At 64.9% G+C, this 26,572-nt stretch carries 23 protein-coding genes, 1 tRNA gene and 2 pseudogenes; 15 read left to right on the forward strand and 11 right to left on the reverse strand.

Features of this window, described 5'->3' with window-relative positions; genetic code table 11:
• Positions 1–183 precede the first annotated feature (183 nt).
• A pseudogene (locus tag LR961_RS04685) lies at positions 184–1,917 on the forward strand (S8 family peptidase); the annotation flags it as partial.
• Between the two features lie 144 nt (positions 1,918–2,061).
• Positions 2,062–2,283 (forward strand): annotated as a pseudogene (locus LR961_RS19315) (proprotein convertase P-domain-containing protein); the annotation flags it as partial.
• Positions 2,284–2,402: 119 nt separating this feature from the next.
• Here the strand turns inward: LR961_RS19315 and ybaK are convergent.
• From ybaK to wrbA, 4 genes are all read right to left on the reverse strand, one after another.
• A complete protein-coding gene (gene ybaK, locus LR961_RS04695; RefSeq protein WP_232147276.1) occupies positions 2,403–2,879 on the reverse strand; it encodes a Cys-tRNA(Pro) deacylase in 477 nt (158 codons plus the stop codon).
• A complete protein-coding gene (locus tag LR961_RS04700) occupies positions 2,880–3,365 on the reverse strand; it encodes an asparaginase domain-containing protein (RefSeq protein WP_232149200.1) in 486 nt (161 codons plus the stop codon).
• A 200-nt stretch (positions 3,366–3,565) separates the two neighbouring features.
• Complete coding sequence (locus LR961_RS04705; protein WP_232147277.1) at positions 3,566–3,916, reverse strand: DUF2069 domain-containing protein; 351 nt, start codon at positions 3,914–3,916, stop codon at positions 3,566–3,568.
• On the reverse strand, positions 3,913–4,506 hold the full coding sequence (gene wrbA / locus LR961_RS04710) for an NAD(P)H:quinone oxidoreductase (protein WP_232147278.1): 594 nt from the start codon (positions 4,504–4,506) through the stop codon (positions 3,913–3,915). Before wrbA ends, LR961_RS04705 begins: the two co-directional genes overlap by 4 nt.
• Positions 4,507–4,583: 77 nt before the next feature.
• Here wrbA and LR961_RS04715 point away from each other — a divergent pair, with 77 nt between their 5' ends.
• The 3 genes from LR961_RS04715 to LR961_RS04725 are packed head-to-tail and all read left to right on the forward strand — an operon-like array spanning position 4,584 to position 6,881.
• The gene (locus LR961_RS04715) at positions 4,584–5,858 is read left to right on the forward strand and encodes a YihY family inner membrane protein (RefSeq protein WP_232147279.1); all 1,275 of its coding nucleotides are present in this window, start codon (positions 4,584–4,586) and stop codon (positions 5,856–5,858) included.
• Positions 5,855–6,427 (forward strand): TlpA disulfide reductase family protein, encoded by a 573-nt coding sequence (locus LR961_RS04720; RefSeq protein ID WP_232147280.1) that lies wholly within the window; start codon positions 5,855–5,857, stop codon positions 6,425–6,427. The genes LR961_RS04715 and LR961_RS04720 overlap by 4 nt, the downstream gene beginning before the upstream one ends.
• A gap of 16 nt (positions 6,428–6,443) precedes the next feature.
• Positions 6,444–6,881: a T6SS immunity protein Tdi1 domain-containing protein gene (locus LR961_RS04725; RefSeq protein ID WP_232147281.1), complete on the forward strand. Its 438-nt coding sequence runs from the start codon at positions 6,444–6,446 to the stop codon at positions 6,879–6,881.
• 61 nt (positions 6,882–6,942) lie between these two features.
• Here the strand turns inward: LR961_RS04725 and ppk2 are convergent, their stop codons facing one another.
• The 4 genes from ppk2 to hemA all read right to left on the reverse strand — a co-directional run bounded on the left by ppk2 (position 6,943) and on the right by hemA (position 12,249).
• Positions 6,943–7,728, reverse strand: coding sequence for a polyphosphate kinase 2 (ppk2, locus tag LR961_RS04730; RefSeq protein ID WP_232147282.1), 786 nt, complete (start codon positions 7,726–7,728; stop codon positions 6,943–6,945).
• Between the two features lie 44 nt (positions 7,729–7,772).
• On the reverse strand, positions 7,773–9,485 hold the full coding sequence (locus tag LR961_RS04735) for a tetratricopeptide repeat protein (RefSeq protein WP_232147283.1): 1,713 nt from the start codon (positions 9,483–9,485) through the stop codon (positions 7,773–7,775).
• A gap of 417 nt (positions 9,486–9,902) precedes the next feature.
• Positions 9,903–10,988, reverse strand: a complete 1,086-nt coding sequence (prfA, locus tag LR961_RS04740; RefSeq protein WP_232147284.1) for a peptide chain release factor 1 — start codon at positions 10,986–10,988, stop codon at positions 9,903–9,905.
• Positions 10,966–12,249, reverse strand: coding sequence for a glutamyl-tRNA reductase (gene hemA, locus LR961_RS04745; protein ID WP_232147285.1), 1,284 nt, complete (start codon positions 12,247–12,249; stop codon positions 10,966–10,968). Before hemA ends, prfA begins: the two co-directional genes overlap by 23 nt.
• 67 nt (positions 12,250–12,316) lie before the next feature.
• Here hemA and LR961_RS04750 point away from each other — a divergent pair, with 67 nt between their 5' ends.
• From LR961_RS04750 to ychF, 8 genes are all read left to right on the forward strand, one after another.
• Complete coding sequence (locus tag LR961_RS04750) at positions 12,317–14,002, forward strand: tetratricopeptide repeat protein (RefSeq protein ID WP_232147286.1); 1,686 nt, start codon at positions 12,317–12,319, stop codon at positions 14,000–14,002.
• A 35-nt stretch (positions 14,003–14,037) separates the two neighbouring features.
• A complete protein-coding gene (gene lolB / locus LR961_RS04755; RefSeq protein ID WP_232149201.1) occupies positions 14,038–14,658 on the forward strand; it encodes a lipoprotein insertase outer membrane protein LolB in 621 nt (206 codons plus the stop codon).
• Complete coding sequence (gene ispE, locus LR961_RS04760) at positions 14,655–15,533, forward strand: 4-(cytidine 5'-diphospho)-2-C-methyl-D-erythritol kinase (protein WP_232147287.1); 879 nt, start codon at positions 14,655–14,657, stop codon at positions 15,531–15,533. Before lolB ends, ispE begins: the two co-directional genes overlap by 4 nt.
• Before the next feature lie 3 nt (positions 15,534–15,536).
• A tRNA-Gln gene (locus LR961_RS04765) sits at positions 15,537–15,613 on the forward strand.
• A gap of 110 nt (positions 15,614–15,723) precedes the next feature.
• Complete coding sequence (locus tag LR961_RS04770) at positions 15,724–16,683, forward strand: ribose-phosphate diphosphokinase (RefSeq protein ID WP_057633081.1); 960 nt, start codon at positions 15,724–15,726, stop codon at positions 16,681–16,683.
• 106 nt (positions 16,684–16,789) lie between these two features.
• A complete protein-coding gene (locus tag LR961_RS04775) occupies positions 16,790–17,392 on the forward strand; it encodes a 50S ribosomal protein L25/general stress protein Ctc (RefSeq protein WP_232147288.1) in 603 nt (200 codons plus the stop codon).
• A gap of 53 nt (positions 17,393–17,445) precedes the next feature.
• Complete coding sequence (pth, locus tag LR961_RS04780) at positions 17,446–18,027, forward strand: aminoacyl-tRNA hydrolase (protein WP_232147289.1); 582 nt, start codon at positions 17,446–17,448, stop codon at positions 18,025–18,027.
• 72 nt (positions 18,028–18,099) lie between these two features.
• Positions 18,100–19,191 carry a redox-regulated ATPase YchF gene (ychF, locus tag LR961_RS04785; RefSeq protein ID WP_232147290.1) on the forward strand — a complete coding sequence of 364 codons (1,092 nt, stop codon included), beginning with the start codon at positions 18,100–18,102 and terminating at the stop codon, positions 19,189–19,191.
• Positions 19,192–19,762: 571 nt separating this feature from the next.
• On the opposite strand, the gene LR961_RS04790 is transcribed toward ychF, so the two are convergent.
• From LR961_RS04790 to LR961_RS04800, 3 genes are read right to left on the reverse strand one after another with little or no spacing between them, the layout of a single operon-like run.
• Entirely contained in the window at positions 19,763–20,407 is a 645-nt protein-coding gene (locus LR961_RS04790; RefSeq protein ID WP_232147291.1) for a response regulator transcription factor, read from the reverse strand.
• A complete protein-coding gene (locus tag LR961_RS04795; RefSeq protein WP_232147292.1) occupies positions 20,379–21,281 on the reverse strand; it encodes an Hpt domain-containing protein in 903 nt (300 codons plus the stop codon). Before LR961_RS04795 ends, LR961_RS04790 begins: the two co-directional genes overlap by 29 nt.
• Positions 21,271–24,138 carry a response regulator gene (locus LR961_RS04800; RefSeq protein ID WP_232147293.1) on the reverse strand — a complete coding sequence of 956 codons (2,868 nt, stop codon included), beginning with the start codon at positions 24,136–24,138 and terminating at the stop codon, positions 21,271–21,273. The genes LR961_RS04795 and LR961_RS04800 overlap by 11 nt, the downstream gene beginning before the upstream one ends.
• 588 nt (positions 24,139–24,726) lie before the next feature.
• Here LR961_RS04800 and LR961_RS19240 point away from each other — a divergent pair.
• Together LR961_RS19240 and LR961_RS04805 are read left to right on the forward strand one after the other, a co-directional pair.
• Positions 24,727–24,858 carry a hypothetical protein gene (locus LR961_RS19240; RefSeq protein ID WP_269670544.1) on the forward strand — a complete coding sequence of 44 codons (132 nt, stop codon included), beginning with the start codon at positions 24,727–24,729 and terminating at the stop codon, positions 24,856–24,858.
• Between the two features lie 359 nt (positions 24,859–25,217).
• Positions 25,218–26,459 carry a carbohydrate porin gene (locus tag LR961_RS04805; RefSeq protein WP_269670545.1) on the forward strand — a complete coding sequence of 414 codons (1,242 nt, stop codon included), beginning with the start codon at positions 25,218–25,220 and terminating at the stop codon, positions 26,457–26,459.
• Positions 26,460–26,572 lie beyond the last annotated feature (113 nt).

A 26,572-nucleotide genomic window follows, 5' to 3' on the forward strand; every position in this document is an offset into this window, starting at 1 on the left:
TGGTTTCGTCTGCAACCCTCTTGGCAGGGGTTTATCCGGCGTTTACTCTCGGCCGACGGATCGGTTACAGGGGACTGGTCCGGGTAGTCCTACCCGGGCAATACACGCTTCCCCACCGATGTCTGGAGCCCGGGCAGGACCTTGGCCGCGCAACGCGGCATCCTCATGCAGAAGGGCTCATCAATGTCACGCAAATCAGACCGTAGGCTTGGCCGTGGGTTGGTTGTAGCAGGCACGGTGTCGTTGTCCTCCCTGTTGTTGTGTACGCCGGCCTTTGCCGGTGATGTCCACCTGGCCGGCTTGGACAGCGCGCCCACGTACCAGCGCTTCATCGTCAAGTACAGGCAGGACAGCCGGCAGCTCGCCGGCGAGGCGGCACTGCAGAGGACGCTGGGCTCGGCGGCGCGCGCATTGCCGTTGCGTGGTGGCAAGAGCGTGGGCGTGGAGCACCTGCGCCGGCTGGCGGTGGGGGCGGACGTGATCCGCGCCGACGCCCGGCTCGACCGTGTCGATGCCGAGACGCTGATGCGCAAGTTGGCGGCCGATCCGAACGTGGAGTACGTGGAGGTCGATCGCCTCAACACGGTCCGCCTGACGCCCAATGACACGCGCTACAGCGAGCAGTGGGGCTATTCCGGCACCTACGGCATCAAGGCCAACCAGGCCTGGGATGTGACCAACGGAGCCGGCTCGGTGGTGGCGGTGCTCGATACCGGCATCACCAACCACAGCGACCTCAGCGCCAACCTGTTGCCGGGTTACGACTTCATCAACGACACCAGCGTTTCCAACGATGGCGGTGGTCGCGACAATGACCCCAGCGATCCGGGCGACTGGGTCAGCGCCAACCAGTGCGGGGGCACCCATGCCGCACAGGGTTCGAGCTGGCACGGCACCCATGTCGCCGGCACCATCGCCGCGGTGACCAACAATGCCAAGGGCGTGGCGGGTGTGGCCTATGGCGCCAAGATCGTGCCGGTCCGCGTGCTCGGCACCTGCGGTGGCTATGACTCGGACATCGCCGATGCCATCGTCTGGGCCTCGGGTGGCACGGTGTCCGGCGTGCCGGCCAATGCCAATCCGGCCGAGGTGATCAATCTCAGCCTCGGCGGCTCCGGTGCCTGTGGTACCACCACTCAGAGCGCGATCAACAGCGCGGTCGGCCGCGGCACCGCCCTGGTCATCGCCGCCGGCAACGACAACGTCAACGTGTCCAACGCCTCGCCGGCCAACTGCAACAACGTCATCGCGGTGGCCTCGATCACCAGCACCGGCGCGCGTTCGAGCTTCTCCAATTACGGCGCGCTGATCGACATCGCCGCGCCGGGCTCGAACATCCTGTCCACGCTCAACACCGGCAGCACCACACCTGGCACGGAAACCTACGCGGCCTACAACGGCACCTCGATGGCCACCCCGCACGTGGCCGGCGTGGTGGCGCTGATCCAGGCGGTGGCCACCACGCCGAAGACGCCGGCCCAGGTGGAGGCGCTGATCAAGGCCAACGTGACCGCGTTCCCGTCGACCCCATCGCAGTCCATCGGCCCGGGCATCCTCAATGCCAAGGCGGTGGTGGATGCGGTCAATGGCGGGACCACGCCGAACCCGGGTGGCACGGTGCTTGGCAACGGCGTGCCGTTGACCGGCCAGTCCGGCGCCGCCGGGAGCAGCCAGTACTACACCGTGCAGGTACCTGCCGGTGCCAGCAACCTGGTGATCGCCAGCTCCGGTGGCAGCGGAGATGCCGACCTGTACGTGCGTGCCGGCAGCCAGCCGACCACCTCCATCTATGATTGCCGGCCGTACAAGAGTGGCAATGCGGAAAGCTGCACGTTCGCCACGCCGACGGCTGGCACCTACCACGTGATGCTCAACGCCTACGCGGCCTATTCGGGGGTGACCCTGCAGGCCAGCTGGAGCACTGGCGGCGGCAGTGGCGGTGCGCAGACCTACAGCAATGCCACGGCGGTGAACATCGTCGACAACGCCACGGTGGAAAGCGCGATCAGCGTGTCCGGGCGCAGCGGCAATGCGCCCGCCTCGACGCCGGTGGCGGTGGACATCAGCCACACCTGGAAGGGTGACCTGAAGGTGGACCTGGTGGCGCCGGACGGCAGCGTATATGTGCTGAGCAACTACGCCGGCGGCAGCGCCGACGACATCAAGCAGACCTTCAACGTGAACCTGTCCAGCGAAGCCCTCAACGGCACCTGGAAGCTTCGGGTGAACGACAAGGCCAGTGGTGATGCCGGCAGGATCAACCGCTGGTCGATCACGTTCTGATCCGGTGGCAACGACGGCGCCCGCAGCGGCGCCGTCCTCAACGCGCATGATGTATGGGCCCCGGCACCGCCGGGGCCTTTTTTATCGAGCCAGATGCACAAGCGGGCCGGTGCGTGGGCTCAGTCTTCGCAGATGTCGGCCGGGGACGCCTGCAGAAACCTCAGCGCATCGGCCGGGGCGATATCCAGCAGCAGGCCGCGCTGGCCGGCATTGATGTAGACGGCGGTGTGCTGCTGCACCTGCTCGGCGAACAGCACGTTTGCAGGGCGCTGCTGGGCGAACGGACTGATGCCGCCCACCTTGTAGCCACTGCGACGCTCGGCTTCGGCCACTTCCATCATCTGCGCGTGCTTGCCGCCGCACTGTGCGGCAAGTTTCTTCAGTGACAGCCGCTGGTCGCTGGGAATCACCGCGATCACCGGCTGCTTGTCGACCCATGCCATCAGCGTCTTGAACATCCGCGCCGGGGCGATGCCCAGTGCCTGCGCCGCCGCCAGGCCCTTGCTGTCCACGTCGGCGGAGTAGTCGTAGGCGTGCACGCCGTGGGCGATCCCGGCCTTGTCCAAGGCAGCGTTGGCGCGGGTGCCCTTGGCCACTCAGACCGCCTCGAAGCGGTTCGCATCCACGTTCTTGCGCACCTTGGTCGGGTCCCAGATGCGGCCGTTCATGGCGATGTACACGCCCGCCGGCAACGACTGCACTGCGCCGATCGCACAGCCGATGTTGAACTCGGCATCGGAGCCGCGGAAGCGGGCCGGGCTGAGCGCGCCGGTCATCACGATGGTCTTGCCGGGAATGGTCTGCAGCACCTTGCCGGTGGCGACCATCGAATCGGTGCCGTGGGTGACCAGCACGTGGCGGGTGGGCTGGGCGGCGATGGTGGCGCGGATCAGCTCGCGGTCGTCATCGCTGATGTGCAGCGAATCCTTGCGCAGGATCGGAATGACGTTGAAGCGGAAGGTGACGCCCAGCTCGCGCAGGATCATGCCGATCTGCGGATCGCCGATCTGGTAGTCGGACTTGTCGTCGAAGTAGATCTTGTCGATCGTGCCGCCGGTGGTGACGACCAGGAGTTCTTCCATCATTGCGGTAAATCCTTGCGGTGACTGCGTGCGGCGCCGTGCCGCGATGCTGCGCATGATAATCCAAGGCCCGTGGCACCGAGCCGCGCGCGGCCCCAATGCGGTAGCACCGAGCCGGGCTCGGCGCGGGCGTCAGCGGGAGGGCTTCAGCCGAGCATGGCCCGGCTCTACACGCAAGATCGGTCGAGCAGGGCTCGCCGCTACCGGGCCTGCTTGCGGGCAAACCGCGCCCGCACCCCGGGCACGCTGACCAGGCCGATGATCAGCAACGACAGGCCAATCTCCAGCCACGCATACAAGGCAGCTTCGCGATGGGCCCAGGCGCTCATCACGCCGTGGCTGAACCAGAACAGGGCCAGCACCCCGGCCCAGAACCGTGCCGCCGCACGTCGTGCGATCACCCCGGCCAGCAACAGCAGTGGCGGGACCACGAACACCAGCAGCACCGCGGCCAGATGGCGGTCGCCACGGAACCACCAGCCGTAAAGCGCGGCCAGCAGCAGCAGCGCCAAGGCCAGTACGCCGTCACGCAGGCGGCTGGGGGGAGTCATTGCGCCAGGCGCCGGGCGATGTCGGCCACGCGCCGGCCCAGCACGCGTGCCAGGTGCGCCTCGTCGTCACTGGGCTGTGGGTCGTCCTGCGCGCCGGCCACATGGCTGGCGCCATAGGGTGTGCCGCCGGTGGTGGTGTGGCTCAACGCCGGCTCGGTGAACGGGATGCCGACGATCAGGCAACCGTGGTGCAGCAGTGGCACCTGCATCGACAGCAGCGTCGACTCCTGGCCGCCGTGCATCGAGGCGGTGGAGGTGAACACCGCCGCCGGCTTGCCGGCCAGCGTACCGTTCACCCATTCCGCGCCCAGGCCATCGAGGAAGTGCTTGACCGGCGCGGCCATGTTGCCGAACCGGGTGGGGCTGCCGAGCACGATGCCATCGCATTCGGCCAAGTCGGCGATCTCCACGTAGGGCGCGCCGTCCTCGGGCACCGGCGGGGCGCTGGTCTGGGTGACGGCGGCCACCGGCGGCACCGTGCGCAGGCGGGCGCTCATGCCGGGCACCTCGCCAATGCCACGCGCGATCTGCCGGGCCAGCCGGGCCACCGAGCCGCCACGGCTGTAGTACAGCACCAGAATTTCCGCCATCACACCATCCATTCATCACGCAGGAGCCCGCAGTATCGGCGATGCGGGCCGCGCTTTGTATCGGGTACCCTTGCCGCATGGAACCACTGGACACACTCAATCTATGGATGGAGCGCCTGCGCGACAGGGCGCGGAACATCAGCTTCGCGCGCTTCCTGTGGTGCCGCTTCCTGGATGACCGCCTGTTCCAGGCCGCCGGTTCACTGGCTTACACCACCGTGTTTGCGCTGGTGCCATTGGCGATCGTGGTGTTCGGGGTGCTGTCGGCATTCCCGATGTTCGACCGCTGGAGCGAGGCGCTGAGCAACTTTGTGTTCTCCAACTTCGTGCCGTCGGCCGCGCGCGCTGCCGAGGGCTATCTGCGCCAGTTCTCGGCCAGTGCCGGGCAGCTGACGGCTGCCGGTTTCATTGCGTTGGTGGTGTCGTTGCTGATCACCCTCAACAGCGTCGAGCAGACCTTCAACCGCATTTGGCGGGTGGCCTCGGCGCGCCCCCAACTGACCCGTTTCCTGGTTTATTGGACCGTGCTGACCTTGGGGGCGCTGATGGCGGCCGCATCGCTTGCGGTCTCGGCCAAGGTGTTGTCGCTGCCGTTGTTCGGCACCACCGAAGGCCGTTGGCTGGCCGATCTGGGCCTGCGCCTGGCACCGGTGGTGATCGAGTTCGCAAGCGTGGTGCTGATCTACCGCGTGGTCCCGCACCACACAGTGAAGTGGCACCACGCCATTCCGGGCGCGCTGCTGGCAGTGCTGATGCTGGAGCTGGTGAAGTGGGGTATGGGCCTTTATCTGGGCAGCTTCCAGTCCTATCAGAAGTTGTATGGCACGGTGGCGTTCGTGCCGATCCTGTTGCTGTGGATCTACCTGGGTTGGGTATCGGTGCTGCTGGGGGCTTCGCTGGCCTCGTCGATTGCAGCCTTCCGTTACCAGCCGGCAGCACTGCGCTTGCCGCAGGGCAGCGAGCTGTACGGGCTGCTGCGCCTGCTCGGCCGCTTCCGCCAGGCGCGGCAGCAAGGGCAGGGGTTGGACGAGGAGCAGATACTGGCGTTGGAGCCGATGCTCACCGATTCGCTGCTGCAACAGCTGCTCGAGCAGATGGAATGCATCAAGTTGCTGCGTCGCGATGAGCAGGGCCAATGGCTGCTGGCCCGCGACCTGAACCGCATCACCCTTCACGAGTTGTACGAAAGCACCCAGCTGCGCATCCCCGTAGCCGAGGAATACCTGCCGTTCCGTGACGACAGCCTGGGACAGGCTGCCTGCCGCGCGCTGGACGAGCTGCGCGTGCCATTGCGCGCGCTGCTCAAGCGCCCCGTGGACGACATCTACGCAGATACCGGAGAACACCGATGAATCGCAGTTTGTTTCTCCTTGCGCTGCTGGCGCTGACGCTGGCTGGCTGCAAACCGCAGGCGCCGACTGCTGCACCCGACCCGGCCACGCCGACGCCGACGCCGCAGGCCACCACGCCGGCCGCGCCGGCTACCGAAGTCGTGCCGCAGACGGCAGAGGTGCCGCAGTTGCAGGTGCAGACGGTGGATGGAGCGGCCTACGACCTGGCCACCCATCGCGGTCAGTGGGTGGTGGTCAACTTCTGGGCGACCTGGTGCGCACCATGCCTGCAGGAAATGCCGGAGTTGTCGGCCCTGCACGCCATGCGCGGCAATGTCGAAGTGCTGGGGCTGGCCTACGAGGACATCGAGCTGGACGAGATGCAGGCGTTCCTGAAGGAACACCCGGTGGCGTATCCGATCGCCATCATCGACACCTACGCCCCGCCCAAGGATTTCGCCACGCCGCGCGGTTTGCCGATGACCTACCTGATCGCACCGGACGGCAAGATCGCCAAGCAGTTCCTCGGGCCGGTCAATGCCCATGACATCGAACAGGCGATCAGCGCCGCCGGTGGCAAGGCGGTCTGAGCAGGCTGCACGACGCATGGAGTTGATCGAGCGTATCCGGCAGGCCTGGGGCTGGACCGGCCTGCAACCGGATCAGGTGGTGGGCGAGAACCCCTTCGGTAACCTGATGATCAAGGACCATGACGGCAGCTACTGGCGGCTGTGCCCGGAGGATCTTTACTGCCGGCCAGTTGCCGAAGACCGCGCGGCACTGGATGCGCTGTCGCGTGAGCAGGAATTCCTGCAGGACTGGCACATGGCTGGACTGGTGCAGCTTGCCGAGCAGCAACTTGGCCGGCCAGCGCCTGGCCACTGTTACTGCCTGAAGGTTCCCGGTGTACTGGGAGGTGCCTACGGCGAGGACAACCTGGCGGTGATAGCACTGCAGGAGCTCATCGCCGCTTCGGGCAGCTTGGCCAAGCAGATCGCCCACCTGCCGGACGGCGCGCAGGTAAGGCTGACGGTTGTGGATTGATCGGCAAGGTTGCCTGGCATCCACCGCACGAGAAGGCGTCTATTTCCCCGCGCCGCAATATTCACCCGGCATCGGTCGCAATCTGGGGAATCGGCTTCACCGCGCCGTAGGTTTCCTTCTTTGGCTTGCCCTTCAGCGGCGGCAGTTCAACCAGGGGCTCGTCCACGCGGGTATCGGGCAGGCGGTCGAGCAGGTCGCGGATCAGGGTCAGGCGTCCGCGTTTCTGGTCATTGAAATCCACCAGCGTCCACGGGGCATGCAGCGTGTGGGTGGCCTGCAACATGGCTTCGCGGGCCTGGGTGTAATCGGCGTATGCCAGGCGTGATTGCAGGTCCACCGGCGACAGTTTCCAGCCCTTGAGTGGATCTTCGCGGCGTTCGGCAAAACGCTTTTCCTGCTGTTGCTGGTCCACGCACAGCCAGTACTTGAACAGCAGGATGCCGTCATCGACCAGCAGCTTCTCGAAGACCGGCGCCTGCTGGAGGAACGCCTGGTACTGCGTGTCGCTGCAATAGCCCATCACTTTCTCAACGCCGGCGCGGTTGTACCAGCTGCGGTCCATCAGCACGATCTCGCCGGCCGCAGGCAGGTGGGCGATATGGCGCTGGAAATACCATTGCGTGTTCTCGCGCTCGGTCGGCTTGGGCAGGGCGACGACACGGCATTGACGCGGATTGAGATGCTTGGCCACGTCCTGGATCACGCCACCCTTGCCGGCAGTGTCGCGGCCTTCAAATATCGCCAGCACGCGCTGCCCGCAGTGCTGGGCCCAGCGCGCCATGTTGGCCAGTTCCAGCTGCATGGGTTCCAGCAGCTGTTCGTATTCCTTGCGCTTGAGCTTGGCCATGGTTGCTCCTGGTCCGGAAATGGCGAGCCTAGCGCAGTGATGTGTCAGACGGCGTCAGCGCCTTGCCAGCCCTGTTCGCGGGCCAGCTGTTGCAGCAGCGTGGCCAGGTCCTGGGCAAAGCCGCGCATGTCGAACAGACTGGTGTTTTCGCGCGCTTCGGCAAGCTTGCGGCGCAGCGCCTGCAACGCCATGGGGTCGTTGCCGAGTGCGATGGCGGTTGCAACGAAGGCGCGATCGTCGGCTACGTTCATCTGCGCCAGGCCCAGATGGTGGTTGAGGCTGCCGGCCACGCGCGCGGCGAAGGTTTCGCCGGGAGCGGTCAGCACCGGGCAACCGGCCCACAGCGCATCCGATGCGGTGGTGTGCGCGTTGTACGGATGTGTGTCCAGGAACAGATCGGCATGGCGGTAACGGGCCAGGTACTGCGGATGCGGCAGCTTGCGCATGAACACCAGTCGCGTCGGCTCCACGCCCTGTTGGCGGGCCACTTCGCGCAACCGTTCATCGGCCTTGCCGGGGCCGGACAGCAGCCACAACACGCTGCCGGGCACACCCTTGAGGACCTGCAGCAGCCGGTCCACGCTGCGCGGGTTGAGCTTGTAGCTGTTGTTGAAGCAGCACAGCACCACGCCCTGTTCGGGCAGGCCGCAATCACTTCGTGATGGAGGTTGCTCCACCACGCGGGTGTTGTCCGAAGGCTGGAAGGCGCGCGGCAGGCGCAGCACGTTTTCACTGAATGCCGGTTCCAGCCGGGCGGGCAGCACGAAGTCATCGGCCAGCACATGATCGATCCAGGGCGCACCGGACGTGCCCGGATACGCCAGCCAGTTGATCTGCACCGGCGCCGGCCGCATGGCCAGTACTTCGGGCGTGCCACCACCGCCCCAGCCGCGCAGGTCGAACAGGATGTCGATGCCGGCTTCGCGGATGCGATTGGCGATGCTGGAGTGCGGCTGCCCTTCCACGTCGTGCAAGGTGTGCGCGGCATCGTGCAGGCGTTGCCGGATACGGCTGTTGTCGTAGCGGTTGAGGGCGAACAGATGTATCTGCAACTGCGGGTGCGCACGCAGCTGCTCGAACAGCGCCACGGTCAGCAGTCCGGTGGGATGGGCGCCGAATCCGTTGGAGAGGAAGCCAACACGCAACGGCCCGTTCTGCCGCACTGCGCTGGGGGGCAGCTGCGGGATAGCCTGCGCCAATACCTGCGCGCGTTGTCGCGCACACGCCAGTTGTTCGGCTGCACTGGCGTCCTCGCTGAGGAAGGCAAATGGCTCTACTGCCGGATTGCCTTGGGCCACCGCGCTGCGCACTTGCCGAGACAGGCTGTCCAGATCGCGCCAGTCACACAGGCGGCGTTGCCAGTTCAGGCGCTGCGCAGCCATGTAGGCCTCGCCCGGTGCCAGTGCATGGGCGCGGCGATAGGCCTCGGCGGCGGCCTCGGGTTGGTTGGCGTCTTCCAGTACATGACCAAGCCACAACGCCATGCCCGGATGTTGCGGGGCGAGTTGGCAGGCGCGTTGCAGCGCGGTAGCCGCTTCGTCGTAACGGCCCTGCATCCAGTGGGCACGCCCGAGGCGGGCGAGGGCCTCGGGATGCTCGGGGTGCAATTGCAGTGCGCGGCGTGCGGCGGCTTCACCGGCGCCGACATCGCCTTCGCCGAGTTCCGCATCGGCGAGCATCACCCAGGCGATGAAATCGGAAGGCTGGCGGCTGACAGCGGCGCGCAGCTGCTCGCGTTGGCTTGGGGGATTGGGCATTGGATCAGGCAGCGGTGAATGCAATGAGCGTGATTTTGCCGTGCATGCCGGGCTTTTGCTTGGCTCCTCTGGTTCTGCTGAGAGGGAGGGCATGCTTGGGGAAGCGGCTGTTGCTTGCGCCCCCTCCCTTTCGCGCAGCGAAGGGGAGGGTTGGGGAGGGGTAGCTCTGCCTCTGCCTTTGCAGTTGCCGTTGCCGTTGCTCTGGCATTTGACGTGCCGGCTCCGTCGCAGCGGAAGGGGCCCGGTACGTCAAATGCCGGACAACAGCGGGAGCCAAAGCGACAGACAGGGCCAAAGCACGAAGCTCAAAGCTCAAAGCTCAAAGCGCCCCCTCCCCAGCCCTCCCCTGTGCTTTGCACAAGGGAGGGGGCGAAGCCAAGGCCAAGCCAAGATCAAGCGAAGCTAAAGCCGCCTTGCTCAGCTGCCCTCGGCCAGCCGCGCCAGTTCGTCCACCTGATGCTCGTGCTGCAGGCGGCTCACCAGCGCATCCAGATCACCTTCGATGATGTTGGGCAGGTCGTACAGGGTCAGGCCTTCGACGCGGTGGTCGGTGATCCGCCCCTGCGGGAAGCTGTAGGTGCGGATGCGTTGGCTGCGGTCGCCGCTGCCTACCTGCAAACGGCGCGATTCGGCCTGTGCTGCCGCCTGCTTGCTGCGCTCGGCATCCAGTAACTGGGCTTTCAGGCGCTTCATCGCCTTGTCGCGGTTGGCGTGCTGGCTGCGTTCGGTCTGGCACTCGACCACCACGCCGCTCGGCACGTGGGTGATGCGGATCGCAGATTCGGTCTTGTTGACGTGCTGCCCGCCGGCACCGGAAGAGCGGAACGTATCCACTTTCAGGTCCGCCGGGTTGATGACGATCTCTTCCACATCGTCGGCTTCGGGAATGATCGCCACCGTGGCCGCGGAGGTGTGGATGCGGCCCTGCGACTCGGTGGCGGGCACGCGTTGCACGCGGTGGGTGCCGGACTCGAATTTCAGTTTGGAATAGGCCCCGCGACCGACCACGCGTGCCACGATTTCCTTGTAACCGCCGTGCTCGCCGGGGTTGTCGGATTCGATCTCGACTTTCCAGCCCTGTCGTTCGGCATAACGTGCGTACATGCGGAACAGGTCGCCGGCGAAGATCGCCGCCTCGTCGCCGCCAGTGCCGGCGCGGACTTCCAGGAACAGGTTGCCCTCATCACGCGGGTCACGTGGCACCAGCAGCAGCGCGAGTTCCTCGTCCAGGGCCAGAAGGCGCGCCTGGGCGCTGCTGATTTCCTCTTCAGCCAGCTCGCGCAGTTCCGGGTCGGCGCGCATGGCTTCGGCCGAAGCAAGGTCGGCCTTGGCGCGGGTCTCTTCAGCCAGCGCGTTGGCGACGGGTTCAAGCTGTGCGAATTCGCGGGAGAAGTTGCGGAAGCGCTCGTTGTCGGCAACTACGTCCGGTTCGGAGAGCAGGCGTTCCAGTTCTTCACGGCGCTCGGCCAGTGCCAGCAACTTACGGCGCAGGGTCGGCGTCATCGGTCCTCGCTACGGGGTGTTGATATCCGGGCGTGGCCGGGAACAGGCGCTCTGCGGCGCGGGTGAGTTCAGTGTCACCCTGCTGCGCCGCTTCGCGCAATGCGGCCGTAGGCGGATGCAGCAGGCGGTTGGTCAGGCCGTGCGCGAGTTGCTCCAGCACCTCGTCGGCGGATTTGCCATGCGCCAGCTGCTGGCGCGCCTTGGCCAGCATTTCGCTGCGGGTGGCTTCGCCAAAGGCGCGCAGCTGCTTGATCGGCGTCTGCAACTGGGTGGCGCGCAGGTTTTCCAGGTAGCGGCCAACCTGCAGGTTGATGATGGTCTCGGCTTCGGCGGCAGCTTCGCGGCGGCTGCGTCGGTTCTCTTCCACCGCGCGCTCCATGTCGTCAACGGTGTACAGATAGGCGTCGGACAGCTTGCCGACTTCGGCCTCGATGTCGCGCGGCACGGCCAGGTCGAACAGCAGCATCGGTTTGTGCTTGCGCGAACCCAGCGCCGTGGCGACATGGCGGTGCAGGATCACCGGTTCGCGCGCGGCGGTGGCGGAGAACACCACGTCCGCTTCGCCCAGGTGGCGCTCCAGTTCGGTCAATGGCAGGGCCACGCCGCCATGGCGGCTGGCCAGATCCTGCGCATGGGCCAAGGTGCGGTTGGCGATCAGCAGGCGCTTCACCCGGGCTTCGCTCAGGTGCTTGGCCGCCAGTTCGATGGTTTCGCCGGCGCCGACCAGCAGCACCGTGGATTCGTCCATGCGTGCGAACGAGTCCTGCGCCAGCCGCACCGCGGTGGAGGCCACCGAGACGGGATTGGCGCCGACGCGGGTATCGGTCCGGGCCCGCTTGGCCACCGAGAAGGCCTGCTGGAACAGGCGGTCGAGCTGCTGGCCGATGGCGCCGTTGTCATGTGCCAGTGCCCAGGCGTCCTTCACCTGGCCCAGGATCTGCGGTTCGCCCAGCACCATCGAATCCAGGCCGGTGGCCACGCGGAACAGATGGCGCACGGCCTCGCTGTCGCTGTGCTGGTACAGATAGCCATGCAGGTCACCGGCGTGATGCTGCAGCCAGTGCTCAAGGGCCTGGCCGTCCTCTGCCACGGCGTACAGCTCGGTGCGATTGCAGGTGGACAGCAGCACCGCTTCGGCCAGTTGTGGCGACTGGCGCAACGAATCGAGCGCGCGCGGCAGCGCGTCGCCGCCAAAGGCAGCCCGTTCGCGCAGTTCCACCGGCGCTGTCTGGTGATTCAGTCCTAGCACCCACAGGGTCATCTGTTCAGTTGCTTGCGATAAGCTGCTGGCTGTTGAAGGCCGCCATTTTACGGCCCGGTCGCGTCAGATGCCCGTATTCAATCGCATATGCAGCGTTCTGTTGCTTTTTCTGCCGGTCATGCCGGTGCTGGCGGCTCCTGCCAAGCCGGCCAGAGCGCCGTTGGCGGCCGAGCCGGCGCCTCCGCTGGCTCCGGTCCTGGCGGGTGAGTTCTCGCTCCAAGCGGGCAAGCTTGGCGACGCGGCGCGCTGGTACCTGGAGGCCGCAAAGCAGGCCAAGGACGACGCCGGCCTGGCCGAGCGCGCCACCCGCATTGCCATGCTGGCCGACGATGACGCCGGCGCCACCGAGGCGCTGGCCCTGTGGGCACAGCGTGACCCGAAGGCCATCGCCATCCGCGCCACGCGGGGTTCGCTGGCCATGCGCAAGGGCGACGCTCAATTGGCGCAGCGCGAATTGCTGGCGGTGCTGCGTTCATCCGAGCCGCGCGCCTGGCGCTATGCCTTGCTGGCGCTGGCCACCGGTGGGCGTGACCCGGCGGTGCCGGCGCAGGTGCTGAGCGGTCTGATCGATGCCAATGCCATCCCGGAGGACCTGGAGGCCTGGCAGGAGTTCGGGCGTCTGGCCTTGCGCATGGAGCGCCCGGAACTGGCCCAGCGGATGGTTGGCGAGGTGGTCAGGCGCTTCCCCGACGAGCCGCGCGTGGTGCTGTTGCATGCAAGCCAGCTCAAGCAGGCGGGCAAGCCGGACGAGGCATTGGCCCTGCTCAAGGGCATCGAGCCCAAGGCGGCGCAGGATGAAGAGCTGCGCAATGCGCTGGCCATTGCCTATGACGTGATGGGCGAGCCGAAGGCGGCCGAGCAGGTGCTGTCGGTGGGCGAGCAGAATCTGCAGACCTGGGGCATGCGCGCTTCGCTGCTGGCCAAACAGAAGGACGACGCGGCGTTGCTGGCGCTGTACCAGGACATCTCGGCCAAGACCAGCAAGCCGGACCCCGAGCAGCGCCTGTTGCTGGGCAAGATTGCCGAGTACCTCAAGCGCTACCAGGAAGCGGTGGACTGGTACCAGGGCGTGCCCGGTGGCGAGCAGCGTGGCGAAGCCCAGTTGCGCGCGGTCAACGCGCTGTACCTGATGGACGAGAAGGCCCAGGCCCTGCGCCAGGTGCATGCGATCCAAGGCGATGCGGCGGTGGATGACGAAGTACGCCGTGATGCCTACCTGCTGGAAGCCGAACTGGAGCTGCGCAACGGCGACGCCGATGCGGAGATGGCCGTTCTGACCCGCGGCCTGGCCGCCTATCCGGACGAGAGTGCATTGCTTTACGCGCGCGCACTGGCCTGGGAGCGCAATGACGACGTGCCGCGCGCCGAGGCTGACCTGCGCAAGATCCTCGTTGCCGAACCGGAGAACGTGGCTGCGCTCAATGCGCTGGGGTACACCCTGGCCGACCGCACGCACCGTTACCAGGAGGCGTTGGAGCTGATCGACCGTGCCCGCGTGGCCGAGCCGGACAACGCCGCCATCGTCGACAGTTATGGCTGGGTCCTGTACCGGCTGGGGCGCAATGAAGAAGCCTTGATCCACCTGCGCCGTGCCTGGGGCCTGAACAAGGACCCGGAAATCGCCGCGCATGTGGGCGAGGTGCTGTGGGTGCTGGGGCGCAAGGACGAGGCGCGGCAGTTCTTCGAGGAAGCCCGCAAACTGGATCCGGACAACCGTGCGCTGCAGCGTGCGATCGAGAAATTTGAAGTATGAACAACGTGATGTGGCGGGCGCCGCTGGTGCTGTTGATGGCCGGCGCACTGGGCGCCTGTGTTTCGGTGGATACCCGCAAGGCGCCGCCGGTTGCCGCGGAAGTGGCCGAAGTATCGGCCGCTGCGCAGGCTGCAGAGCAGGCAAGACAGGCGGCGCTGCGCGCGCAGCCTGACTGGGTTCTGCAGGGGCGGGTGGCGATCAGCAAGGGCCGCAACGGCGGTAATGGGCGCATCGACTGGCACCAACAGTCCGGCCAGTACCAGGTCAGCCTCGCTGCGCCGGTGACCCGGCAGAGCTGGCAGCTCAGCGGCGGCCCCGGCCAGCCGGTGCGGCTGGACGGCCTGGAGGGCGGGCCACGCAGCGGCGATGACGCGGGGCAGGTGCTGTTGCAGGCCATCGGCTGGGAAATCCCGGTCGAACAGCTTCAGGATTGGGTGCGCGGCCTGCCGGCCGAGCAGGCCGGGGCACCGGATCACCTGGGTTTCGACGCCGAGGGGCGCCCGCGCGTACTGCGCCAGTTCGGTTGGCAGGTCGATTATCTGGATTGGTACCCGGCCGAAGCCGGGCGGCCGGCGCTGCCGCGGCGCATCGAAGCGGTCAGTGGCGACGCGAAGGTGCGCCTGATCGTCGATGCCTGGGGCGCGGACGGGCAATGAGTACACCGCAAGACAACGCCGGCTGGTCGTACTGGCCGGCCCCGGCCAAGCTGAATCTGTTCCTGCACATCACCGGACGCCGCGCCGACGGCTACCACGAGCTGCAGACCGTTTTCCGCCTGCTGGACTGGGGCGATCGCATCGGTCTGCGTCTGCGTGAAGACGGTCAGATCCGCCGTGACGGCCCTTCCGTGGCTGGCGTGGCCGAGGCCGATGACCTGGTGGTGCGGGCAGCGATCGCACTGCAAAAGGCGGCCAATTGCGGCAAAGGTGCTGATATCCGGGTCGAGAAGCGGATTCCTGCCGGCGGTGGTTTTGGCGGTGGTTCGTCCGATGCAGCGACCGTGCTGGTTGCCTTGAACGCGCTGTGGGAAACCGGGTTGAGTGAAGATGCGCTGGCCGCCATCGGTGTTCAGCTCGGCGCCGATGTGCCGGTCTTCGTGCGCGGACGCAGTGCCTGGGCCGAGGGTGTCGGCGAAAAGCTGCAACCGCTGGACCTGCCCGAAGCCTGTTATGTGCTGGTCGATCCGGGTGTTCACGTGCCCACGGCTGAACTTTTTCGTTCACCGGATTTGACGCGGGATGCCTTGCCCGTGAAAATAGCGGACTTCGCTTCCGGGACCGTCCTCGGAAATGCGTTCGAGCCGGTACTACGGCGCCGTGAACCCGCCATCGAAGCGGTGTTCCAGGCCTTGTCAGGTATTGGTCGGGCACGGCTCACGGGGTCGGGAAGCGGTTGTTTCGTCGAATTCACCACGCGCGCTGCCGCAGAGCAGGCCCTGGCGAAATTGCCGAAGGAACTGCGGGCATGGGTAGCTGCGGGTGTTGATCGCTCGCCACTGCTTGATGCACTGGATACGACGGGAATTGTTTGATGCAGGGGCGTCGCCAAGAGGCCCAAGGCACCAGGTTTTGATCCTGGCATTCGTAGGTTCGAATCCTACCGCCCCTGCCACTCCTTTCCCCGAGGCTGTAAGCACAACGGATGTGCGCGAATCGCAATACGCGCCATCACCGCTGTAATCCCGATCCTTCCGCTACTCGCCCCCGCCCGAGAGAGCTGTCATGCAAGATTCCCCGAACCTGCTGGTCTTTTCCGGCAATGCCAACAAACACCTTGCGCAGAGCATCTGCAAGGAACTGGGGGTGAGGCCGGGCAAGGCGCTGGTTTCCAAGTTCTCCGACGGCGAAGTGCAGGTCGAGATCCAGGAAAACGTGCGCAAGCAGGACGTATTCGTGGTCCAGTCCACCGGCGCCCCGAGTGCGGAAAACCTGATGGAACTGCTGGTGATCATCGACGCGCTCAAGCGCGCGAGCGCCGCTTCCGTCACCGCGGTGGTGCCGTACTTCGGTTACGCCCGCCAGGATCGCCGCATGCGCTCCTCGCGCGTGCCGATCACGGCCAAGGTCGCCGCAAAGATGTTCTCGGCCGTGAACACCGACCAGATCCTCACGGTCGATCTGCACGCCGACCAGATCCAGGGCTTCTTCGACATGCCCGTGGACAATGTTTACGCCTCGCCGCTGCTGCTCGCCGATATCTGGCGCGCCTACGGCACGGACAACCTGATCGTGGTCAGCCCGGACGTTGGCGGCGTGGTACGCGCCCGTGCCGTGGCAAAGCGCCTGGATGATGCCGACCTGGCCATCATCGACAAGCGCCGTCCGCGTGCCAACGTCGCCACCGTGATGAACATCATCGGTGACGTTGAAGGCAAGACCTGCGTGATGGTCGACGACATCGTCGACACCGCCGGCACCCTGTGTGCTGCCGCTGCTGCCCTTAAAGCGCGTGGCGCGCTGAAGGTGGCTGCGTACTGCACCCACGCCGTGCTCTCGGGCCCGGCGGTGGACAACCTGAACAACTCCCAGCTCGACGAGCTGGTGGTGACCGACACGATTCCGCTTTCCGAAGTGGCCCGCGTCTGTCCCAAGATCCGCCAGATCAGCGTGGCCGAAATGCTGGCCGAGACGATGCGCCGCATCGCCTTCGGTGAGTCGGTCAGCTCGATGTACGTGGATTGATTTTCCGGTCTCCGGCTTCGGCTGGGGACCGCACCAGGCTCTTCTGGTCGCGGAAGAGTCTTTACGCAACGTCGCGAGGCGTTGCATCAACCTAGAGTAGTCAACAATGGCAAAGTCTCACGAAATCAAGGTCTCCCGTCGTGACGTGCAAGGTCAGGGTGCGAGCCGCCGCCTGCGTCACGCCGGTGTGGTGCCGGGCATCGTTTACGGTGGTGATAAGGAGCCGGTGAAGGTCCAGTTCAACCACAACGAAATCTGGCTGGCCCAGTTCAACGATTGGTTCTACTCGTCGATCATCGACCTGAACCTCGACGGCACCATCCACAAGGTGCTGCTGCGTGACATGCAGCGTCACCCGTTCAAGCAGCTGGTCATGCACCTGGACTTCCAGCGCGTGAACGACAACGAAGTGCTGCACGCTTCGGTGCCGCTGACCTTCATCAACGAAGACACCTCGCCGGCTGGCAAGGCTGCCGACGTGCTGGTGACCCACGAGCTGAAGGAAGTGGCCATCGCCTGCTTGCCGAAGGATCTGCCGGAGTCGATCGAAGTCGACCTGGGCGAGCTGAAGGCTGGCGACATCATCTACCTGTCGGGCCTGAAGCTGCCGGCCGGCGTTGAAATCCCGGCACTGAAGCTGGGCAAGAACCACGACGACGCCGTGGTCATTGCCAAGGCTGCCGGCGCTGAAGAAGCATCGGCCGAGTAATCGGCTTTGCCCGGTCCGCCCTTCGGGGCGGGCCAGGCAGATGCATCTGAAAGATGACTGGCTTGCGATTGATCGTTGGTCTGGGCAACCCCGGACCCGAACACGCCCGGACCCGGCACAACGCCGGGTTTCATTTCGTTGAGGCCCTGGCAGAGCGGCAGGGTGCGCGCTGGACGCTTGAAAGCAAGCTGTTCGGCGAAGTTGCCAAGGTCGAGATCGGCGGCCAGCCGGTGTGGCTGCTCAAGCCGGCAACCTTCATGAATCTTTCCGGCAAGTCCGTGACCGCCGCACAGCGGTTCTGGAAGATCGAGCCGGAGCAGACCCTGCTCGCACACGACGAACTGGACATGCCGCCCGGCGTGGCACGGCTCAAGTTCGATGGTGGGCATGGTGGCCAGAACGGTCTGCGCGACACCATCCGTCTGCTTGGCCACGGCAAATTCCATCGCCTGCGTCTGGGCATCGGTCATCCCGGTCACAAGGACCGCGTGGTGGGTTGGGTGTTGAACCGTCCCTCGCCGCAGGATGCGGTGCTGATGGATCAGGCCATCGATGCGGCCATCGACGTGATGCCGTTGGCGGTGGCGGGTGATTTCAATGAGGCCATGAAGCGGTTGCATACCGCCCGGCCATGATTGCGGCTTGCGGTTTCGGGGGCGGATGCCTGCTGGAGAGCGCAAGCCGGAATCTCGAATCGTGGAGTTAGCATGGGTATCAAATGCGGCATCGTCGGTCTGCCCAACGTCGGCAAATCGACCCTGTTCAATGCACTGACCAAGGCGGGTATCGCTGCGGCCAATTTCCCGTTCTGCACGATCGAACCGAACGTCGGCATCGTGCCGGTGCCGGATCAGCGTTTGAACGAACTGGCCGGCATCATCAATCCGCAGAAGGTCGTACCGACCGCGGTTGAGTTCGTCGACATCGCCGGCCTGGTGGCCGGTGCTGCCAGCGGCGAAGGCCTGGGCAACAAGTTCCTGGCCCACATCCGCGAAGTGGATGCGATCACCCACGTGGTGCGCTGCTTTGAACACACCGACATCATCCATGTCGCCGGCCGCGTTGATCCGATTGCCGATATCGACACCATCGACCTGGAACTGGCGTTGGCTGACCTGGACAGCGTCGAGAAGGCGCTGAACCGTGCCGAGCGCGCGGCCAAGGGCGGCGACAAGGAAGCAGCGGCACGCAAGCCGGTGCTGGCCAAGCTGCAGGTGGCGTTGTCCGATGGCAGGTCCGGCCGCAGCGTTGGCCTGGACGATGAGGAAAAGGCGCTGGTGCGTGACCTGTTCCTGCTGACTCTCAAGCCGGTGATGTACATCGCCAACGTGCTGGAAGACGGTTTCGACAACAACCCGCATCTGGAAGCCGTGCGCGCCCGCGCCGCGACCGAAGGTGCCGAAGTGGTGCCGGTGTCGGCGGCCATCGAGGAAGAACTGTCGCAGCTGGACGACGAAGACCGTGACACGTTCCTGGCTGACCTGGGCCTGGACGAGCCGGGCTTGAACCGCGTCATCCGTGCGGCCTACAACCTGCTGGGTCTGCAGACCTACTTCACCGCTGGCGTGAAGGAAGTTCGTGCCTGGACCGTGCGCAAGGGCGCCACCGCACCGCAGGCCGCGGCGGTGATCCACACCGATTTCGAAAAGGGCTTCATCCGCGCGGAAACCATTTCCTACGCTGACTTCATCAAGTACCGCGGTGAAGCCGGTGCCAAGGAAGCCGGTCGTCTGCGTCTGGAAGGCAAGGAATACCGGGTGCAGGAAGGTGACATCCTGCATTTCCGCTTCAACGTCTGATCCACCGGCGTTGTTGCAGGAAGACAGAGCCCCGCACTGCGGGGCTTTGTCGTTTCTGGACGGCGGCGTAGCTGCTGTATCCGCGCGCCCGGGGATGCACCGGGCTGCGATGGTTTGCTTGGCAGTGCCAGATGCTGAGGCAACGCATTGCATCCGTCGCAAGCGGGTGTCTCTGTCGCCGAGAATTCACTGCATTGGGCAGCCAGTGGATGCTGGTGAAATAATCGCCACCATCTGTAAGTCCTTGTCGCAGCGGCGGTGTATGGACTTATCCACATGATTCTCCCGCGACTCTCCACATCGGCTGTGGAGAACGTGGAGCGAGCCACTTCCGGGGCTGGCGAAAAATTGGCCACGCATCGAAGAGCCTTGCCGCAGCTGGGCTGTGCGGATTTATCCACATGATCTTCCCATCGCGCTGCACATGCACTGTGGAAAACATCGCTCCAGCACGGCAGAGGATGAGTCTGCCGTGCGTGCAGGCCCGCCATGGAACCGTGAGGGATGCCTGCAAGCGGCATCACCGTGGCGCCATGCAGGCGGTCGACGATTCGGTTGCATGCAGCGGGAATCAACGAAACAGGTCCGACTCCAGGCAGAAGCTGATCAGTTCCTGGTCGCTCTGGGTGCCGAGCTTGCGCATGGCGCTGACTTTCTGAGTGCTGACGGTCTTGCTGCTTCGATTCAGGTGCTTGGCGATGTCTCGCACATTCTGGCCATTGACGAACAGGCGTATGACCTCGAACTCACGCGGCGACAGGCGTGACAGGGACGGCGATGTGCTCCCGCCGTGCAGCGGGTGCACTCGTCCATTCCAACCCGGCGGACAATGGATGCGATGGTTGAGCAGGGTGGACAGGGCGATGCTCAGTTCCTTCAGGTCACCGCTCTTGCGCACCACGCCACTTGCTCCGGCGCGGTACATGGCACCGATGATCGAAGGATTGGAGATCATCGTCAGGATCAGTACCTTGCTGTCGGGAAAATGGCGGTGCAGGTGTGAGATGAGTTTGATGCCATCGCCATGTGGGTCATTGCCCGGCATGTTGTAGTCGGAGATCACGATGTCCGGCGCCAGTGCGCGCGTCAGTTCAACCAGGGCGGAAGGGCTTTGTGCCTGACCGACGAGCTCAAAACGTGGATCACCGGCGATCAGCTCGCGGATGCCGGCCAGCACGATGGGGTGATCATCGGCGATGACGACAGTCGTGCTCATGGGGGATTCCGACGGGAGGAATGGGGCTGGTCATCGCCTGGGCTTCCAGCTGCGTCAGCGCGAGGTCCAGGCGGACGAGGAAATGGACACTTGCCAGCGGGCTGGCATTGCTCGCCGGGTCTTCGTCGATGGCTTCCTCCGCTGCCTGTGCGGCGCGGACGAGTCCGGGGCAGGACGCCATCACCAGCGCGCCACGGATCCGATGCACCAGTTGTTGCACAAGCTCCAGCTGCGCCATCTGTATCGCGCTCGACAGGCGGAGCTGATCGCTGCGCATGGTGTCCAGGAACACATCCCGCATCCCATCTGCAACGTGCATCGTGTCTGCCAGCTCGATATCCGTACCGCTCGTTGCGTAGCGGCAAGGCTCGGACGACGGTGATTCGTCGCTGCCGGCGGGTACCTGCTGCGCGCGATGCAGCGGCGGCCCCAGTGTGTCATCGGGCTCCCTCTGTCGTGCGGGAACCGGTGCTGCATTCGAGGGCGCGATGCGCCGGGAATCGACATGGCTGCGAAATCGCCCGAACGCGGCCAGCATGCTCAACCCGACCGATAACAGGGGGATGCTTGCGCCGATCAGGAAGATGCCCGGCACCCCGGCCGTCGTTGGCGCGCTACCGGCATGAAGACGCGATGGCGCCTGCTTGAAGCTGGGAGCTGCCAATGGGCTTGCATGGCCGGCTGGGCTGGACGGGCGTGCGGTCGGATGCAGATCGCCACCGCGTGGAACGGGTGTGGTCACGATCTGCCCCTGGCCCAGCAGCCCGTGCGGGCAGGCGGACACAGGCAGCTGTACGCTTGTTGCAAGCGCGCCAACCAGCAGCATGCCGGCCAACCGCGATGCACGGTGATGTTGGCGGGTTTCAATCACCATGCCGCGCCTGCGTTGTGTCGGATCGGATCCTGGCTGGCGGTGCCTGCATGACCGCGCCGACCAGGGTGCGGCGCAGTGTCTCGATGTCGACGGGCTTCACCAGAACGCCGTCCATGCCAGCGGCCAGGCAGCGCGCACGTTCCTGCGGTGTCGCGTTGGCGGTCACGCCGATCACCGGCAGCGTCCGGCCTTGCGTGCGCAGCTGCCGGGTCAGGGCGAGGCCATCCTGTTCGGGCATGTTGAGATCGGTCAGCACAACGTCGAAGCGCGTGTGGCGGCAGGCCGCTTCGGCTTCATGACCATTGTCGGAGATGCACACGCTGCACCCCAACGCCTCCAGCTGTTCCTTCAGGAGCCGCTGATTGATCGGGTTGTCCTCGGCAACCAGAACCCGCATCCGCAGTGCCGGGAGCGCGGGCGCCGCCGGGGTGCTGATCGCTCCGGCCTGGCCCTGTTGCAGGCGCGCGACGGCATGGGCGATGGCGCGGATGCTGAACAGTGTCACGGTGAGCCGGTCAGGATGGATCAGATCCGGTTCGGGTTGCTCGCCTGCGTCCGCTGCGGTGATCACGCGTGGTCCCCGCCACGCGACCATGACGGCGTCGCGCGGGTCGCTATCCACCAGGATCGCGTTGTCTGCATGCGGGACAATGCCGTCGGCATGGGGCAGGGCGGTTGCGCCCCAGCGTCGCAACCACTGGCAGGCGCTCTCGACGAGTTCGGGGACGGAGGCGCGCACGTACACCGGCGGCGAGGGCAGCAGACAGGGAGCGTCGGTTTCCTGGTTGCTGTTCGTGGCCAGGGGCAGGGGTAACACGACGGTGAAGCTGGCGCCCAGTCCAGGCTCACTGACCAGCCGCATCTGGCCGTGCATCAGTCGTACCAGGTGGTCGCTGATGGCTAGCCCCAGGCCACTACCGCCCATGTCCGCTCGCCCTTCGATCTGTTGAAACGGCTTGAACAGATGCCGCTGCTCGCTGGCGGCGATGCCGATGCCGGTGTCGCTGACCTGCCAGCGGATAGAGGCGACCCCGTCCTGGCAGCCCTGCAGGCCCACGCGCAGGAAAACACGCCCGCTGTCGGTAAATTTGATCGCATTGCTGAGCAGATTGCCCAGTACCTGTCGGATGCGGCCCGCGTCGCCGATCACCCACGCTGGCAGGCGTGGATCGGTACACACAAGGATCTGCAGGCGCTTGCGTGCGGCTGCATCGGCGTAGGCGCGCAATGTGCTTTCGGCGAGCTCCAGCGGTGAGAACCGTGCTGGACTCAGGTTGAGCAGCCCCGATTCGATCCGGGCGATGTCCAGGGTGTCGCTGATCAACTGCAGCAGCACAGAGGATGAGCGCTGGATGATATGCAGGTGTTGGGTCTGCTTTGCATCGAGACGGGTATTGGCAAGTAGTTCCAGCGTGCCCAGCATGCCGTACAGCGGCGTGCGTATCTCATGGCTCAGGGTGGCAACGAAGGCACTCTTGGCCTTGCTGGCACGATCAGCCGCGAGGCTGGCCGCGGACAATGCAGCCTGGATCTGCCGATGCTCGCTGACGTCATTGAATACGCACAGGACCACATCCTGGTCCTGATAGCGTGCGGCGGCATACAGGACCTGCAGCGGACGACCGTCGTGCGTGCTGAAGTCTGCGGTGAAGTCACTGGCTCGCGCCGAGCTGACTTCGTTGGTGGCATATCGCCAGACATTCAGCCAGTCACCTCCCCGCGTATCCGCCCCCAGCCAGTCGCGTGCAAGCTGGTTTTCCATCTCCACTTCGCCATCGCGGCGGCGCAGCACGCAGATGCCTACCGGCGCCACTTCGATGACCTTGCTGCTGAAGTCGAAACTCTCCAGCAACTGCTGATGCTGCCGATGCGCCGGTTGGATCAGCAACCTATCGATTCTGAGGGTGAGCGCCCTCAGCGTGATGATGGCGGTGGCGCACAACAACAACGTGGCTGCGATGTGACCAAACAGGTCACGCAGCAACACTTGCGGTGGCAGGTGATAGACCAGGCGCCAGCCGTCGCGGCCGATGCCTTTTATCAGTGCAAGGCCGTCCGGCAGTCCATGCCGCCAGACCGGGCCGAAGGCATCATTCTGGTGGCTGCGCAGCCAGCTGTCGGGCAGCTGATCCATGCCGCTGCTCGCGATCCGGTTGCCGCTCTGGTCAAGCAGTGCGCTGCTGACAACGGCATCGCCGCTGATGGTGCGGCGTGTGGCGATCGGGTCGAGCATCAACACCAGCCAGTGTTGTGGTCTGGGGCCATCGTCAACCGGGCGATACAGAAACAACGTCGCTGCGTCCCGCTGCGATGCCAGCCAATGTACGTGCGATTGATCCCGTTGCCAGGATGCATGTGCCGAGAGTTTCGCCGAATCAAGCTCGGGCGGGATGGCCATGTTGTGCTGCGAATCGTCGAGCCACTGTTTGAAGCCGGTGTTGCCATCCACATGAAGTAGACGCACCCCCAGCTCGGAAAGCCTTTGTGCAGATTTCTCTGATAGCGGCAGCTGTAGTTGTTGACCGCCTCGCGCGTTGCCGAGGAGTAGTGGCTTCATCTGCTTGCCATCAGCCGATTTTCCAGAGGCAACGTGCAGGACGGGCGCGCCTTCCACCACCGAATCGACGAGATAGTCCAGCAGGGCTTCGCGCTGGTCGAAGTACAGCTGCGCGGTGTATGCGGCGGCATTCATGTCGCGACGATGCTTTGAGACCTTGTCGCTCAGTTGGGCGAGCAGGTAGAACCCGCCGGTGCCCAGCAGGCAGAGCAACAGGCATAGGGAGAGCCAGCGCAGCAGCATGGTAGCCGCCACCGCAGGGGCGTCAACGGCAGTGCGCCGTGGCAGAAGGCGATGCATCTGAGCATGCTAGGGAGCGCATGCTGATGTGCACATCAGTGGATTCCTAATTCTGTATCCACAAAAACCCGAAGGGTGGACTCTGGTCTCCACGGATCTGGAGCAGGGCGGAGACGTGTCTGATCGCATGCTCATGGACGACTCCGTAGTGTCGCTGCGGGGCTCTACCTTCGACGGCGCATCTGCTGGAGCTGTCGGGCGCGAAGCGGATGTCGATTGCCCCGGGAACCCCGAACGCCGGCGATGCGGCGGTCTTGTCCCTTTGCTGCCGCCTTCTTGTTGTGCCCATCTTTGTGTCCGACTGTTCCGGAGCAGCAAGTACGGGGCTGGATGAAGCCGGGTGAAGAATCGCTTCCTGGGAGTGCGGCGCACATCGCAATTGTCTTCACTGCAGAACGATGCGAGCAGCATGAGGCGCTGTGCTGAAGCCCGCTGGGATCATTGGGTTGGATTCCTGCCCAATTCCTGGGGAGAGGAAGTTCGTGTAGCTAAAAAGCGTCTCCACGTAATCCCACTCGGCGCAACGATGCATCTTCGTCCTGATTCGAATCACTGTTGTGAGATCGGTGGGCACACTCGATTGTCTGAATGTTTGCTTCCATCCATTTGATTCGTCTTCTTTTATCAAGGGCAAACGTCGCTCTCGATCATCCGCGTGCGCTGGCTTTGCCACTTGATCGCAGCATCCTGGTCAGCGCAATGGTCCATTTCAGTGCGTGATGCATCTGCACGTTGCATGTGGACCTAGTCTCCCTGCGCATCAGCCAACTGTGTTGTGAGTGCGGGCATGCGCCGCAGCGGTTTCAGAACAGCGAACCGGCTGTTTCGTGTCGATGGAAACGACCACAACCCCTGGCGTCAGCAAAGAAGTCTCCAAGCATGCCAAGCCGTCGAGGCGAGGTCGGGAGCGGGCCGCGTCGTGCGCGGAATTTGTCGCCACTTGAGGAGGTTGTCGCGTGAAGAAGTTCCAATCCCCCCGCTCGCTGCGTGCGACGGCAGGCGGTCTGTGCCTACTGTCAGTCACCACGATGAGCAACCCCGTGCTCGCCGCGGATGCGTTTTCGAAGGATTCAAAATGGATGTTTGGCGATTGGGGTGGGACGCGCACAGCGCTTCACGAAAGAGGCTACGAGTTCGATGTCGGCTATGTCGGGGAAGTGGCCACCAACTTGAGTGGGGGCTACAACGACGACCAGGTGGGGCGCTTTACCGGACAGCTCGCGCTGGGCGCCCGGGTGGATCTGGAAAAGGTGTTCGGCTGGAACGATGCAGAGTTCAAGTTCTCCGTCACCGAGCGTAGTGGCCAGAATCTGTCCAGGGACCGCATTGGTGACCCGCGAGCCGGGCACCTCAGTTCGGTGCAGGAAGTGTGGGGACGTGGCCAGACCTGGCGGTTGACCCAGCTTTGGTACCGGCAGAAGTACTTCGATGGTGCGTTGGATGTGAAGCTGGGCCGTTTCGGACCGGGTGAGGATTTCAACAGCTTTCCGTGCGACTTCCAGAACCTGGCTTTCTGTGGATCGCAGGTAGGGGCCTGGGCCGGCGGCATCTGGTACAACTGGCCGGTGAGTCAGTGGGCGACACGGGTGAGGTACAACGTTGCCCCGGAATGGTTCGTCCAGGTGGGCGCCTATGAGCAGAATCCGGCCAACCTGGACGATCGTCGCGGCTTCACTCTCAGCACCAGTGGGCGGCAGGGTACGCTCGTCCCGGTCGAGCTGGTCTGGCAGCCCAGGTTCGGCGCCGACAGGCTGCCCGGCGAGTATCGCGCCGGTTACTACTACAGCACCTCGCGCGCCGACGATGTGTACGAGGACGTTGACGGCCTGCCACAGCCCCTCAGTGGTGCCGCGTTCAAGTCGCATGATCGCAAGCATGGCGCCTGGGTCGTGGTGCAGCAGCAACTAACTGTGCGAGACGGTGACGCGTCACGTGGCTTGAAGTTGTTCGCCAACTACACAACGCACGACAAGGCGACCAATGTGATCGACAACTTCCAGCAGATCGGCCTGGTCTACAAGGGGCCATTCGATGCGCGTCCGCAGGACGATATCGGTGTGGGCGTCGCACGCATCCACGTCAATGAGGATGTACGCCGGCGGCAGGCGCTGCTGAACGAGGTCAACGGCGTATCCGACTACCTTGATCCGTTGTTCCAGCCGCTGCAGGACACCGAGTACAACGCCGAGGTGTACTACGGCGTGCACGTGGCTGACTGGCTGACGGTGCGCCCCAACCTGCAGTACGTCCGCCACCCGGGCGGTGTTGAGCAGGTGGAAAATGCGTTTGTTGCGGGCATCAAGCTGCAGACGTCGTTCTGAACGCAGGGCAGCCGGGCAGGTGAGCGGGCGCGCCTCCCATGCGATCAACGCGATGCCGCCCCTTGCTGCAGGCAAGAGGGGCGGCCACTTGTTGCAGGAGTGACTTCGCGGTC

It is taken from the genome of Stenotrophomonas sp. SY1, from assembly GCF_021202945.1.
Lineage (GTDB): Bacteria > Pseudomonadota > Gammaproteobacteria > Xanthomonadales > Xanthomonadaceae > Stenotrophomonas.